The 14,434-nt window shown below is 57.2% G+C and carries 9 protein-coding genes; 8 read left to right on the top strand and 1 reads right to left on the bottom strand.

Features of this window, described 5'->3' with window-relative positions; genetic code table 11:
- The first annotated feature begins 49 nt into the window (after positions 1-49).
- From Q31a_RS07500 to Q31a_RS07475, 6 genes are all read left to right on the top strand, one after another.
- Entirely contained in the window at positions 50-1,729 is a 1,680-nt protein-coding gene (locus Q31a_RS07500) for a prenyltransferase/squalene oxidase repeat-containing protein (RefSeq protein WP_197356395.1), read from the top strand.
- Positions 1,730-1,884: 155 nt separating this feature from the next.
- The gene (locus Q31a_RS07495; RefSeq protein ID WP_145076221.1) at positions 1,885-2,421 is read left to right on the top strand and encodes a hypothetical protein; all 537 of its coding nucleotides are present in this window, start codon (positions 1,885-1,887) and stop codon (positions 2,419-2,421) included.
- A gap of 206 nt (positions 2,422-2,627) precedes the next feature.
- On the top strand, positions 2,628-3,575 hold the full coding sequence (locus Q31a_RS07490; protein ID WP_145076218.1) for a matrixin family metalloprotease: 948 nt from the start codon (positions 2,628-2,630) through the stop codon (positions 3,573-3,575).
- Positions 3,576-3,867: 292 nt separating this feature from the next.
- A complete protein-coding gene (locus tag Q31a_RS07485) occupies positions 3,868-4,548 on the top strand; it encodes a sigma-70 family RNA polymerase sigma factor (protein ID WP_145076215.1) in 681 nt (226 codons plus the stop codon).
- Entirely contained in the window at positions 4,545-7,118 is a 2,574-nt protein-coding gene (locus Q31a_RS07480) for a serine/threonine-protein kinase (RefSeq protein ID WP_145076212.1), read from the top strand. Before Q31a_RS07485 ends, Q31a_RS07480 begins: the two co-directional genes overlap by 4 nt.
- Complete coding sequence (locus Q31a_RS07475) at positions 7,115-8,464, top strand: hypothetical protein (RefSeq protein ID WP_145076209.1); 1,350 nt, start codon at positions 7,115-7,117, stop codon at positions 8,462-8,464. The genes Q31a_RS07480 and Q31a_RS07475 overlap by 4 nt, the downstream gene beginning before the upstream one ends.
- Here the strand turns inward: Q31a_RS07475 and ftsH are convergent.
- Complete coding sequence (ftsH, locus tag Q31a_RS07470; RefSeq protein ID WP_145076206.1) at positions 8,436-10,532, bottom strand: ATP-dependent zinc metalloprotease FtsH; 2,097 nt, start codon at positions 10,530-10,532, stop codon at positions 8,436-8,438. The genes Q31a_RS07475 and ftsH overlap by 29 nt on opposite strands.
- Positions 10,533-10,888: 356 nt before the next feature.
- On the opposite strand from ftsH, the gene dxr reads away from it, so the two are divergent.
- Together dxr and Q31a_RS07460 are read left to right on the top strand one after the other, a co-directional pair.
- Positions 10,889-12,076 (top strand): 1-deoxy-D-xylulose-5-phosphate reductoisomerase, encoded by a 1,188-nt coding sequence (gene dxr / locus Q31a_RS07465; RefSeq protein ID WP_145076203.1) that lies wholly within the window; start codon positions 10,889-10,891, stop codon positions 12,074-12,076.
- Positions 12,070-14,370 carry a site-2 protease family protein gene (locus tag Q31a_RS07460; protein ID WP_197356394.1) on the top strand — a complete coding sequence of 767 codons (2,301 nt, stop codon included), beginning with the start codon at positions 12,070-12,072 and terminating at the stop codon, positions 14,368-14,370. The genes dxr and Q31a_RS07460 overlap by 7 nt, the downstream gene beginning before the upstream one ends.
- Positions 14,371-14,434: the final 64 nt, after the last annotated feature.

Genomic DNA, 14,434 nt, shown 5'->3' with positions numbered 1-14,434 from the left:
TACACTTCCCAGGCTCGAGATCGACGACCCACCACTAGGCGAATCGAACATGCAATCCATATCGGAGACGAAAAATATTCTGAGAACGCCACCACCGGTCGTTGGGCGTATCGTGGCATGTCCCGAGACTCCAGTAGAGCGCGACCACGTGGCACACAATGTGGCACATCGGGCGGATAGTCCTCAGGAACCTCCAGCCGCCAAACTTGCTAGAGGGGCGCTCACCGATCAACGTTTCAAGCCAGTGGCTTCCGCCGTAACAAGACGGCGGAAACGCAGGAGCTGGAGGAGTTTTCTGGCGACGCAACGGCGGCATGTAACCTCGCTCAAGGACGCGCCACCCTGGCTGGTCAGCTTGATACTTCATCTAGTACTCATGATTGTGTTAGCACTCATCACCTTCCAATCGAAGGTGGGGAGCAGCCTCTGGCTGACCTTCAAGCAGGGGGATGGGCCAGCACTGACTGCATTGACGGAATTCACCCTACAGTCGCTGGAATTGGATTCGGTTGCGCTCGCCGAACCGTTTATGCCCGATCTAAGTTGGCAACCAATCCGGATGGATGTTCCCATCGAGTTGCCTACGCTGAGCAGCCTTTCCGCACCGCGGGAACTGGCTGCACACCTGGAGAAATCTCTGGCGATTCAGCGGCTAGGTGCGGCAGAGATGGGACCTTCCACGATGTTCAGCGGGCGTACCGGTGCAATGAAACAAGCGCTCCTCAGAAGTGGAGGCGGGACCCAGGAGACCGAAGCTGCAGTGGCTCTGGGACTTGCCTGGCTAAAGCGGCAGCAACGGCCTGATGGATCGTGGAGTATGGTGGGTCCCTACGACGGAGGATCGCGATCGGAGAATCAGACCGCTGCGACTTCCATGGCAATGCTCGCTTTTATGGGAGCAGGCAATACGCACAAAAGCGGAGAATATCGCCAACAGGTTCACAAAGCAATTCGGTGGCTAGTGAAGCAGCAGGGCCCCAATGGTTTTATGGCTCAGCGCGCCCGTGGCAACGAGAAGATGTATGCTCAGGCGCAAGCCACCATTGCCGTGTGCGAACTGTATGGCATGACGGGGGACTATTGGTTGCAGCCCTACGCACAAAGAGCTTGCGACTTTGCTTGCGAATCCCAATCCCCGCAAGGTGGTTGGCGGTACGAGCCGCGTTCCGATTCGGACACTTCCGTAACGGGTTGGTTCGTGATGGGACTCAAGAGCGGAAAATCCGCTGGACTGGAAATCAACGGTTACGTCTTTCCGCGAGTGGAAGAGTATTTGGAAAGCGTTGGCAGCGACTACAACGCGGGATACGCCTACCAGCCCGGGCGGCCCGCTTCACCGTCCATGACCGCTGAAGGATTACTCTGCCGGCAATACCTAGGCTGGCATCGCAACATGCCTGGGATGTCCCAAGGACTTAGCTCCCTGGTTGCCAACCACCTCCTCAATGTCGATCGGTCGGACGTCTACTACTGGTATTACGCTACCCAATCGCTTCACCACTATGGTGGCCCATTGTGGGAAGAGTGGAACGCGAAACTGCGCGTTGACGTGCCTGCGAAACAGGAGAAGCGAGGGGCAGAACGAGGGAGCTGGTCCCCGAACCGAGACGCCTGGGGGGCCACTGCTGGCCGGCTGTACACCACTTGTTTATCGCTGTACTGCCTGGAAGTCTACTATCGGCACATGCCACTGTATGACTTGGAAGACCAAGTAGCTGCAACCCAATGAACTCGCTTAGAATTTTTTTCCTGGACCGTGACATTGGAGGTACGAAAGAGTCCTATACAGTAGCGGCAGTAAGCAGAGGAGACTCACGCCAGAGCCACCGGTATGGCTTATCCAATCGTGCCGAAGAAACTTGTCTCTACACTGGGAGGTGATCTATGGTTAAGAAGTTCCATCATCTTGGGCTGGCCTCAATCGGGCTAGCAATTGCGTTGGCGACCGCCGGCGACACCTACGCACAATGCTCCGGAGGCCGCGGGGGGCGTGGCGGAGGTGGCCCCTCGACGAGCTCGCCCACTTCCTTCAACTCAATTACCTCGTCGAGCACCCCCGGTAGTTTTGACTACCAACAGGCATTGATGCAGCAACGGCAACAAATGTACGCCATGCAGCAGCAGCTGATGCTGCAACGCATGCAAATGGCTGCTCTACAGCGACAATGGATGCAGGGCAGTGGTGGGGCAGGCAATCGGGAGCTTCCCGGGACGGCAAGCGAACAGGAAGTACTGATTGCACTCCGTCGGGAGCGGGCCGAGGAGCAACGGGCGGATCGAGCAGAGCGAATTGCCGAATTCAAAGCGAAGCGCGACGCAGAGAATCGTGATGCTAGCGAAACGCATTCGCCAGTGCGACTTGCCTCAACCAAGGCGTCCACGCCGGTTCTAGCTCAGATCGAGTCGCCCTATCCCAATTGACTCAGCGGCCCAACAGCCAAGGCCGGCTGTGCAGGCCGGATTTCATCCAACAACCTAGTGGGCAGCGACACGGCGCGGCGGGCGATCATTGACAGGCAAAGCCATAGCAGGCTGCCTGCGGTAGGTCGCATCGCTGCTTGTTGCGTTGTGTCTTGGCCTACATTCCAGACACTTTATGGCCCCCATCCCCCACAGGAAAGCAAGCTATGCGGCATCGATCCCCTCGCTCCCCACGAAGCAATCGACGCAACCGAAGCAGATCCCTAGTCCATCGCGTTCCTACGATTCAACCGCTCGAAAATCGTTGCGTGCTGGCGGCGAGTCTGGGGTGGGATGGACCTGGGCTCGGGAGCGCGGAATTGACCTACCACATTGAGAACGCTCCTAGCTCGCTGTCTCAAGCAGACACCACCGCCGCCATCGAAGCCGCCTTGGCAATCTGGGAGAGTGCAGCAGATCTTACGTTTACGCCGACAGACCAGGCTGGACAGCGTGATTCCATCGACCTTTCCTTCACCAACATTGATGGACCTGGAGGGACGCTTGCTCAAGCCTATTTTCCGGATGACGTGAATCCCGCCCGCATTGCCGGAGACGTCCAATTCGATGCATCGGAGGCATGGGAGGTGGGCAATACGCTCGGGAGCGCGGCTTACGATCTAGTATGGGTAGCCGTGCATGAGATTGGCCACGCTCTGGGGCTTGACCATTCCGACGCCGAGTCCGGATCGGTGCTCGCCCCTTTCGTATCGCCCAACCAAGCGTTCACGAACCTTTCTGCGGCAGATGTAACGGCAATTCAAGAACTCTACGCTCCGCCAGTTGAGCTGACACCGGTTCCAGACATTGAGCCCATGCCGGAGGATAGCCCAACTGCAGACGACCTCCCAACGTCAGCAGACACCCCCACGGATTCAGTGGATTTCAACGAGCATTTTTCTCCACAAGAGCGCTGGTATCGCAACGTTCACTGGCGCCGCTTCGGAGATTGGATGGACACGCACATTTCCGTAACGTTCTACACCCGTGGCGAGAGTGATGCGACAGATGCAGATCCGGAGAGCACCGTAGAGCTAAACTATCGACACCACCTTCAATGGGTAGATGCGGTATTCGCGCAATTTTCTCATCGATCGTTTACACGTTACTATTAAGAGTGTCCGACAGCGACCGGGCGAAGGCTAGCTTGCACCGCCCCCCTAGTCAGGCATGCAGGCACGCAGAATGACGGCCCCTCCCGATTGAAATTCTCGGGAAAACTGACCAGCATTTCCCGCCCCATTCCAGTCAATTTGAGGGGCTTCCCAAAAAACAGATGAGAAAGTGTGGCGGTTTTGATTTCCATCGGTGACTACTCTTATGAGGGCAGAAGTCCTGCCTCTCATCCGACACTGGCCTATCGATCGCCTTTGTACACCGGCAGACCGCTATCCTAAGGAGACAACCATGATTGCCGCGAATTCGTCTCACTCAACGGGTCGATTTAGCCAGGACACTCGTGGCGAAGACTTTCTACCTCTGTTGGCTGAAGCTCGCTCCGGCAATACGGTCGCGCTAGGCCAACTTCTGCAGTGGTATATCAACTACTTGACGGTCCTGGCCTCTACCGGCTTGGACCGCAGGCTTCAGCGTCGAGTCAGCCCAAGCGACCTCGTCCAAGAAGCCATGTTGGCAGCCCATCGAGACTTTGGCGATTTTCGTGGGCAGAGTCAGGGCGAGTTATTGTGTTGGCTGCGGCAAATCTTGGTCAACACGCTCCACCGTGCAGTGGCCCGCCATGTGAAAGCGGGAAAACGCGACATTCGCCGTGAAGTCTCGATTGACCAAGTCACCAAGCAGCTCGAAGAATCGACCTGCACGTTGGCCAAGCTCTTGCCTGCGCATGGTGACTCCCCCAGTGCGGCGATTCGAGCTCGCGAGGACGCAGTCGACCTAGCGAATCAGCTCAGTGGACTGCGTCCCCAGTATCGAGATGTGATCATCTTCCGCGTCCTGCAGGGCCTCTCCTTTGAAGAAATTGGGAAACGGATGGAGCGTTCTCCCGGGGCGACGCGGATGCTGTGGTTGCGCGCCTTGCAGGCCTTCAAACCTCAGTTGGAGCCCAAAGACGATGAGGCCCCTTCATGATCGAATCGCTTGACGTTAACGTCGATGACAGCTTGGAACCGGCCGAGCTGCTCGCACTGGACGAAGAACAAAAAACGCGGTTGGCCTCCATCCTGGACCAAGTTCTCAGTGGCTTAGAACAGGGGGAAGCCCACGACGTCCAGCAATTGGAGTTGGAGCATCCCGACCTGGCCGATGTTCTCGTGCTGTACCTTGAGAAGCTCAGCGCACTGGTCCCGATGCCCACTGGAGCGAAACAGGAAAACGCTCCTCTGATTGACGTTGAATTCAACCAACAGCTCGGTGATTTCAGGTTGTTGCACGAGATAGGTCGTGGAGGCATGGGGGTGGTTTACGAGGCGCGACAAGCGTCCCTCAATCGGACCGTGGCAATCAAGTTGTTGCCCCTCGCATCAATGCTTGATGCGCATCAAATCGCTAGGTTTCAGAACGAAGCGCACGCCGCAGGCTTGCTCAACCACGCAAACATTGTTCCGGTGTACTGCGTTGGTGTCGAACGAGGCATCCATTTTTATGCGATGCAGCTCATCAACGGGCTGTCGATGGAGGCCTGGATTGAGGAGCAACGGAGCTACCGCCATGAACAGTGGAATCCCTCTGGCTGCGTCGCTTGGCAGACGATCGTGTCGTGGGCAGCCCAAATTTCCGAGGCACTGCATGCGGCGCATGAAGCTGGAGTGGTGCATCGCGACGTCAAACCCTCCAATCTAATGTTGGATGAGGCTGGCAAGGTGTGGATCACCGACTTCGGTCTGGCACGGGTCCAAAGCGATGTCTCCCTTACCGGATCGGGGGATTTGCTGGGGACGATGCGCTACATGAGTCCCGAACAGGCATGCGGCGAAGCAGCTTTGGTCGATGGCCGCTGCGACATCTACTCCTTGGCTGCCACCATCTATGAAATGCTTGCCCTGCGGCCAGTTCACGAGGGGAGCGATGCGGCAACTCTGCTAAAAAAGATTGATGCCCACCAGCTGACTCCTCTGCGGCAGATCTGCAGAGAATTGCCTCGCGATTTGGAAACGGTCCTTCATAAGGCACTCTCCAAGTCGCGTGACCAACGCTATGAAACGGCTCGCGACTTTGCGGCCGATTTGCGACGGGTCTTAGCGGAGGAGCCAACGGTCGCGCGACCTCCCACGCCGCTGGACCGAATCGTCCGCTGGGGCTCCAAACATCGACGCAGCGTACTGGCTTCGCTGCTCATTGCCGCCCTCGCCGTAATAGGACTCGGGGTCGGTACTGCCATGCTGGCGGCCGAGAAGAGCATCTCGGATGCCAACGCGCGTCGCAGCGATCGCAATTTACGACTGGCACGGGGGGTCGTCGACGAACTGGGGACACAGATTGCGGAAATGCTGGACGAAATCCCAGCAGCCGAACGTGTGCGAGCGCAGCTCCTGCAGCAGACTCTCATGTACCATCAGCGGTTTGCGGCGGAAATCGAACGAGATCCTGAATACAGCCAAGATTTAGCGATTACCTATGGAAAGATCGGTGCACTGCACAGTCAGCTGGGCGCCAACGATGAGTCGTTGGAAGCGTTGCGACTCAGCGAACGGCTCTACGAACAGCTGGCCCATCGTGAGACAGACGATGCGATCCAACTTGCATGGTCAATCGCTCAGAACAATTTAGCCAAGGCCCAGCATGCGAGCGGCAATCTGCAAGATGCTGCGCGGTATTTTTCCAGCGCAGTCGCACTCCAGGAGCAACTGCTGGCAAGCTCGACAAATTCCAGTGTATCCCCGGCCGACGATTCGCAGACGCGCGACGGGACCGCATCGCTCATCCTGCAGCTGACAACCTCTCTCAACAACTTGGGACTCCTCCTGGCGGAATCTGGCGCTTTCGACCGAGCACAGGAAATCTACCAGCGCGCCGTCGAACTCCTGATCGAATCCGATGAAGTGGACCACGAGGGAGCACTCAGCGGGCAACTGGCGACGGTTCGTACAAACCTCAGTGCGGCCCTTCTCCCCCAAGATCCGTCGCGGGCCATTCGCGAAGCTCAAGAGGCACTGCGCGGGCAACTCCAGGCTCTTGAGGCGGCCCCAGGAAACGCTCGACTTGCGCAACAGACAATCGCTACGCTCAATACACTCGGTAGTGCTCAAGCCGCATACCGCCAGTACACGGCAGCGGTCGCCTCGTATCAGCAATCCGTCGATATTGCACAACAGTTATTGCAACGCTTACCTGAATACCCTCCCTACCGCCGCGATCTCGTATTGAGCTTGAATCATTTGGGATTGGCCTATTCACGCGTGGGAGACCTTCCGGAGGCTCGCCAAGCCTTCGAGGAGGCGCGGGCCCAACAACAGAGTCTCTGTGAGGCGTTTCCAACCAATGCGGAATGGTTTAGCATGCTGGGTGCCGTTTTCAACAATCTTGGTTTTTTGCACCGGCAACTGGAGAGTTCCGACGTCGCAGCGGAATGCTTTCGGTCAGCCATAGCCGCCCAGGAAAAAGCCATAAAACTGGCTCCAGATGTTCAGCGTTACCGTGATTACTTGAAGAAACATACTGCCAATCTGGACCCCTTGCCTACCGGAGGGAATGCAACATGAAGAGGGCAAGAACACGACCGGCGAAGAGTCCAAGGTTACGGGTTGCCTCTCAGTTAGAGCGACTGGAGGATCGATGCCTGCTCTCTGCAGATCTTTTCTCCAGCTCCTGGACGATGCCACCGACCTCGCAAATCACGATGGCAGCGGAAGTGTCCTGGCTTCACCTCGGCCAATCGGGCCGGACTGGAGCGTTTGAGACATCGGGTGAGACATCGGGGCTGGCGGCCGGCAGCGAGCGAACTCCCAACGGCCGTGGAGAGGCTGAGATGCGGGGCACGCCAAGGGGGCAACACGATTCAAACGGGGCCTTGCGCGTCCCCATGAATTTTTCGGTAGTGCGGCTGCAACGACTGGCCGGCGAGGACTCGGCCTGGACAATTCCCATTGTCCTTCAAACAGCACCCCATGCTAGTTCCGCCCCCATGACTCCGAACCGCGAGCTCGTAGGCGTCGTGGTCAGTGTGAACACCTCCCCCACCGCATCGGCGCGGCCTGAGGCGGTAGCGAGTCGCCCAAGCACGGCTCAGCCCCCTGAGCCATTCTTCGGCATGGTGGGCGCCGCGGACGATTTGGCTTCCTCGATTCTATCGATGGCGGGTGAGGATGAAAGAACCGAGGCGGTGGAACGGACCGAGGTGCAGATCGATGCGCAGACCGATGCGCGGGCCCATAACTACTTCAGTGATTCGAATCGTTTTGCGATTTTTGCGTCACCATCCCTTGATTCCAACGGGGAGACGCCGCACGCATTCTCTCGTTCTTCGCAGCCATTCCCTGCTGACGAACAGGCAGCCGTAAGCGATGAAGCTCTCATCGAACTCTTTCCTTTTGCCGAGCTCAGAATTGCTTCCGCGGAAGAGCCCCTCAGCGACTGGCAACTGGAGACGGAGCTTCTCCAGCATCTGCGAGAGTCGGTCGAGACTCAGGGAGAGGAACTCGTGTTTAGCGATGCGATGCGTGCGTCATGGTTCTCTGGCAACCAAGGTCTGATTGCCCTAGATACCAATGCTCCAGCCCATCTGCCGATCGGAACCACCCCCGGTTTGCCCATCAACGTTCGATTGGAAGCGATTGTGGGCCTCCATCGTCACATGGCAGTAGACGGAGCGGCCGACTTCGTCCCGCCGCTTGGGGACAACCCGCTGCTGGCCATTGTGGACCATTTCCTCAGTGAACCCTCGGAGGCGACTGAGGAAACGGTTTCGGACCGCGAAGGGATAACTCCCGTTCCCTATTCGGGCATCGCCCTCGTCGCGAGTGGCGCCGCGGCCGCCATTCGTCTCCAGCAGCGGCACCTGGGCACGGGATACCTACTTTTTAAGAAGCGGTATCGCTCGCTGGATTGATGTTGGTTGAGGGCGTCTCCGGTGCAACGGGTGCATCGCGAGAGATACCTTGAGTTCCTGGTTTGAAGCGTGGACCGGGGATAGTCTCATCAATGAGACGGTTGAGTTCCTCCGCATCCATGACTTCGATTTCGATCAGACGATCGGTAATGCTTTCCAGAGCTTGCCGGCGTTCGAGTAAGATCTGACGAGCCTTCTGCAGCATATCATCGACGATGCGGCGAACCTCTTCATCGATTTCACGGGCGGTTTGTTCACTGTGATCACGCACACCGGCCTCTCCGCCACCGCGTCCCAGGAATGGCGTACGACCGCTTTCGCGATAATTGACTCTCCCCAGGCGGCTCATGCCAAACTCCATGACCATGCTGCGTGCAATGGCTGAAGCGCGTTCCAGATCGTTCTGAGCTCCGGTGCTAATGTCTTTAAACACAATTTCTTCGGCCAGCGTCCCAGCCAACAAAACTTGCATCTGAGCTTCCAGCTCTGCCTGGGTCATCAGGAAGCGTTCACCGGCGGGGCGCTGCATGGTGTACCCCAAGGCAGCTAAGCCGCGAGGGATGATCGAGACCTTGTGCACCGGATCGGTATCGGGCAACGAGCAGGCGACCAGAGCGTGAGCCGCTTCGTGGTAGGCCACACGTCGCTTTTCCTCCTCGTCCATGATGCGACTCTTCTTTTCCAGGCCTGCCGTAACACGCTCAACGCCTTCGTCGAATTCGGGCTGGCCCACCGTATTCTTACCCTTACGAGCAGCCAACAACGCCGCTTCATTGACCAGATTGCCGAGGTCTGCACCACTGAACCCGCTGGTAATCGATGCGATATGTTGCAAATCAACGTCCGTGCCCAGTTTGACGTTCTTGACGTGCACCTTGAGGATATCGGCTCGGCCCGATTTGTCGGGGCGATCGACTAGCACGTTGCGGTCAAAACGGCCTGGTCGCAAGAGAGCAGGGTCTAAGGTTTCGGGACGGTTGGTTGCAGCGATGATAATGATGCCGACATTGGCGCCAAAGCCATCCATTTCAACGAGAAGCGCATTGAGTGTCTGCTCTCGTTCGTCATGCACCCCCACACTGTTTCCACTGCGACTCTTGCCCAACGCATCGAGTTCATCGATGAAAATGATGCACGGCGCCTTGGCACTGGCTTGTTGGAACATGTCCCGAACGCGGGCAGCACCTACGCCCACGAACATTTCGACAAAGTCGCTGCCGGATAGGCTGAAAAATGGAACTCCCGCTTCGCCGGCAATCGCCTTGGCAAGAAGGGTTTTACCGGTTCCGGGTGGGCCGACCAGCAACACCCCCTTGGGAATCCGTCCACCTAAACGCTGATATTTTTCAGGATACTTGAGGAAGTCCACAATTTCGCGGACCTCTTCTACCGCCTCTTCGACACCCGCGATGTCTTCAAAAGTGATGCCAATATCGTCTTGGGCGTAGAGCTTGCCCCGTGAGCGACCGAACGACATGGGGGAGCCGATGCCAGACATCCGACGGGCGGCAAACATCATAATCAGGAAAATCGCTCCGATCATGATCAGCACCGGTCCATACTGGTTCATGAACCCGGGACCATCGGAGAATTCCCAGTTGACTTTACTGCGATCTAGAGCGTGCCGTAGCTCATTGGCCGTTTCGTCAGAACTGTCCTTGTTGGAGCGAAATGGCGTATCACCACTGGAGGTCTCTTTATCCCCCTGCCTGACGACTTGGTGCACCATTCCTGTAATGGTCGTCTCATCGATCCGCACATCGCGAATTTTGGAGAGAGTAATCGTGCGATCTGGCTGAGCACTATTGCGAATGACGACCGAACCGGTCCGCGCAACGGTTTGGCCATCCTCGCCAGGCGTGGTTAGCAGGAGCTCGGTGGAGCCTTTTTCGACGTATCGCGTTTCGGACAAGAGCCGCATAAGGTCGGGGTATTTCAGTCGCAGAATGGAATTCTGCACGAAAAAGACTCCTACCGAAAGCAAGATGATGCAAGTCAGTACGAGGTACCATACCCAATTGCTAGCTTTGCCCTCGCCCTTCTTTTCTGGATCGTCTTGGTTCGACATGCTGCACCTGTAAGTCTGCGTTAGTTGAGGGGGATTGGCAAAGGCTGCACGCTATACCAAAGGGGGGTAAAGTGAACGCGATGCGCGGCCTACGTTACAAGAGTATACGAATCGTACGTTTTAATGACGGGACTGGGTCGAAAGTCTGAGCGGAAAAGGCCGCATTCGTTACGATTGTATTGCTCCCATGAGTGGCAGGCTTTATAGTCGCTGCGATCAAACGAAGATTGGCACCAATTGGGTGCGTCGCACGCACTGCCGGAATACGACAGAACCAGGCAAAAGTTCCTGGCGGAGTTGTCTCCAACCACCCATTCCTCCACTCTCCAACAGCCATTAGATAGCCACTCTCCTTCGTGCTCAAACCCATTTCTAGTTCGACCAAGCCTAAAAATTCGATAGCCGTGCTGGGAGCGACGGGGAGCATCGGTGCGGCGACGCTGGAAGTGGTCCGCGAGCTGGGGGAGCCATGGCACCTGTGGGGTGCATCGGCCCACTCTCGCATTTTAGAACTAGCCGGCACGCTGCAGGATTTCCAGCCGCATTATATGGTGGCGACCTGTGCCGAGGCGGCGCGTGGTTGTGACCGCTCGCGACTCCCGCCAGGCTGTGAATTGCTGGTCGGCCCCGATGCCTTGGTACGCCTCGCCCAAGATCCGTCCGTCGACACCGTCGTGGCGGCCATTGTCGGATCGGCGGGATTGATGAGTACCCTGGCGGCCGCTCAGGCTGGCAAGCGTCTGGCCCTCGCCAACAAAGAGACATTAGTGGTGGCTGGGGGACTGGTGACAGACGCACTCCGCCAAAGTGGGGGAGAGATGGTCCCGGTCGACAGCGAGCACAGCGCCATCTTCCAAGCCTTGCAAGCGGGCTCCAAACGCGAGGTGGAGCGCATCGTGCTAACCGCTAGCGGTGGCCCCTTTCGAACCTGGACCTCCGCTCAGATGGCCGACGCCTCGGTCGAAGATGCCCTGGCCCATCCGACGTGGCAGATGGGGCGCAAGATCAGCATCGATTCTGCCACGATGATGAACAAAGCCTTGGAAGTGATCGAAGCCCGCTGGTTGTTCGATCTGCCTGCCGACAAGATCTCGGTCGTCGTCCATCCGCAATCGATCATTCATTCCTTCGTGGAGTTCACCGATGGCAGCGTCCTGGCTCAACTCAGTCCGCCCGATATGCGACTTCCCATACAATATGCGCTCACCTACCCTGACCGAATTGCCTGTCCATGCCCTAAAATGGATTGGCGACAACCCTGGACGCTGGACTTAGAGCCCGCGGACGAGGAGCGATTTCCCGCCCTGGAGCTTGGCTGGGAGGTCGCGAAGCGTGGAGGAACTTGTGGCGTGGTTGTGAACGCTGCCAATGAAGCTGCCGTAGAACTATTTTTGTCTGGTGAACTTCGTTTTCCAGAAATAGTCGCCGGGTGCCGGCGAATATTAGATCAACACCATTACACCCCGAGTCCTGGACTCGATGAACTGATGCGCTTAGACCGATGGGCGCGAGAGGAGACACTCAAGTGGGCAGCTCAATGCTAGTCGAAGGATTCAACTTGTTCCCATCCCTGGACTCCCTGCCATTATTGCTGGCAGAGAGCGCATCCATCGGTGCAACACTCGGTGGTTTGGTCACCAAATTTTGGCTATTTTTTCAGGTGGCGCTGGGTCTGGGGTTCGTGATTTTCGTGCACGAACTGGGACACTTCTTGGCGGCCAAGACCTTTGGCGTCCGGTGCGACAAGTTTTACGTGGGGTTTGATGTTCCAATTTCTATTGGCCCTATCAAACTGCCACGAACGCTCGGGAAATTTCAGTGGGGGGAAACCGAGTACGGTATCGGTATCGTTCCCTTGGGCGGTTACGTCAAAATGCTGGGACAGGACGACGACCCTCGGAAAGCGGCCGAAGAGAACGAGAAGATTCGTCTAGGCGGAGATCAAGAGGGGACGGACGAACCGGAGCTCGATCCTCGCAGTTTTCCAGCCAAGCCCGTGTGGCAGCGGATGATTATCATCTCTGCTGGCGTCGTGATGAATCTTATCTTCGCCGTTTTGCTGGCTGGCGTGGCCTATCGCTTTGGCGTTCCCTACACCCCCACCATCGTCGGTTCGACCTATGGCGGCAGCCCCGCCTGGTCCACCGGCCTGCAAACGGGCGACCACATCGTGCGCTACGGCGATCGGCAGGAGGACGATCCTCAAGTTCGCTATTCCGATTTTTCCATGTCGGTCGTCATGGGTGGTTTTCAAGGGAAGAAAGAATTCCCCATTGCCGCTGAGCGAGACGGAAAAAGAATCGAAGTGGTGGCAATTCCAACCGCTGACTACAGCTTGGATCACGACGTCTATCGAATTGGGCTCAATTCCCCCACAACCCCCGTCATTGGAGGAACCCCCTACTCTCCAGTATCGCTACTGGCGTCGGTGAAGCCCGATCTGCAAGCTGGAGATCGCATCATTGCCGTCAACGACGAGACCTTGCCGGTCGACCCTCGCGTTGACGGCATCTTGGGCTCCGAGCTGACCTCGCGTCTCCAAGCTCATTTTGAAACGCCAGTTACCGTCACGGTAGAACGCCCTGCAGAGGGAACCGAGGGTTCTCCCCAAACGTTGCAAGTCGAATTGCCTGCCGTTCCGGTCAAATGGTTGGGACTCGGTTTTGCTCCGGGACCGGTCGTGGCCCTGCAAAAGGGTTCGATCGGAGAGGCCAGCGGTATAAAAGTGGGAGACGTCATTGAAGCGGTTAACGACGAACCAGTCGTCAATGCGCTCCGTCTGCCAGCCCAAATTGCAGCCCTGAGCGGGCAAGAGATTCGCTTGAAGGTACGGCGCGGAAGCGCGCCCAACTCCATTGCGGAAGCCATCACCCTGGATCTTAAAGCCGCAGAGGCGGAGACCGACGAAGACGAGGCGGCCACACCCGAGAGCGACCAATCGCCAGCGGAAGACGAACAACTGGCCAGTCAAGAATCGTCCGCCGGAGAAGTCCTCGAAATCACACTGGCTGGTCCGCAGCAAGCGGAATTCGATCCCATCGCAAGCTTGAACGGAGCTCTGACGTTGGGAGGACTGGGAATTGCCTTCGAGGTCACCTCCAAGATTAGCTACGTCGATCCGGAAATTTCCGGCGAGCAAGTTCGCGTGGGAGATCAGCTGGAGCAGTTCTTATGGGTCGCCTCCGACGAGGACAAGGAAGAACTCGACACGATGTTCAGCAAGCAGGCCTTCAAGAAGCAAGCCATCGAGCAAGGCAAGTTCAATGTGGCCTGCCTGTATGATTTTCTGCAAGGCGTCCCGGAAGGTGCAAAGTTCAAGTGTTACATACGACGGGAAGGTAAGATTCTGGAGCCTGAACTGAAAGTTGCCAGCTCCCAAGATTGGTTTTGGCATCAACGAGGGGTGGGCCTTTCCCCGCTCATGGATACCATCACGACCGACAGTTTCCTGAGCTCGATTCAGTTGGGATTGGGGGAAACGGCGCGCCGATTTACGGACGTGCTAGACTTCTTGCAATTGCTAGTCACCGGTCGCATTGGGGCCAAGGGAGTTGGTGGCCCCATCGCCATTGTGCAAGCCGCATCGAGCGAAGCCAGCTTTGGTGTTTCCCGCTTGTTGTTGTTCCTCACGCTGTTGAGTGCGAACTTGGCCATTCTAAACTTCCTGCCGATTCCGGCGCTCGATGGGGGCCACATGGTATTCCTGCTGTGGGAGTTCATTACTGGTAAACCGGTAAACGAAGCGGTGCAGATTCGGTTGACCATGCTGGGCGTTCTGGGGCTACTGAGCCTCATGGCCTTTGTGGTTGTGAATGATATCCTGCGCAATGTGAGCTAAGAAATCGGGCGACTCACCGACTGGGTGACTCGCAATCTGCACCAGAAGTAGCTAGCATGCAGAG

Origin of the sequence: Aureliella helgolandensis, assembly GCF_007752135.1 — a bacterium.
Classification (GTDB): Bacteria; Planctomycetota; Planctomycetia; order Pirellulales; family Pirellulaceae; genus Aureliella; species Aureliella helgolandensis.
The sequence above is the reverse complement of the archived record's forward strand: the minus strand, read 5'-3'. Positions and strand labels throughout refer to the sequence as shown.

Excerpts from the sequence above, each read along its gene's own strand:
- Q31a_RS07500 (WP_197356395.1), top strand. The coding sequence starts at position 50 with ATGCAATCCATATCGGAGACGAAAAATATTCTGAGAACGCCACCACCG.
- Q31a_RS07495 (WP_145076221.1), top strand. The coding sequence starts at position 1,885 with ATGGTTAAGAAGTTCCATCATCTTGGGCTGGCCTCAATCGGGCTAGCA.
- Q31a_RS07490 (WP_145076218.1), top strand. The coding sequence starts at position 2,628 with ATGCGGCATCGATCCCCTCGCTCCCCACGAAGCAATCGACGCAACCGA.
- Q31a_RS07485 (WP_145076215.1), top strand. The coding sequence starts at position 3,868 with ATGATTGCCGCGAATTCGTCTCACTCAACGGGTCGATTTAGCCAGGAC.
- Q31a_RS07480 (WP_145076212.1), top strand. The coding sequence starts at position 4,545 with ATGATCGAATCGCTTGACGTTAACGTCGATGACAGCTTGGAACCGGCC.
- Q31a_RS07475 (WP_145076209.1), top strand. The coding sequence starts at position 7,115 with ATGAAGAGGGCAAGAACACGACCGGCGAAGAGTCCAAGGTTACGGGTT.
- ftsH (WP_145076206.1), bottom strand. The coding sequence starts at position 10,532 with ATGTCGAACCAAGACGATCCAGAAAAGAAGGGCGAGGGCAAAGCTAGC.
- Q31a_RS07460 (WP_197356394.1), top strand. The coding sequence starts at position 12,070 with ATGCTAGTCGAAGGATTCAACTTGTTCCCATCCCTGGACTCCCTGCCA.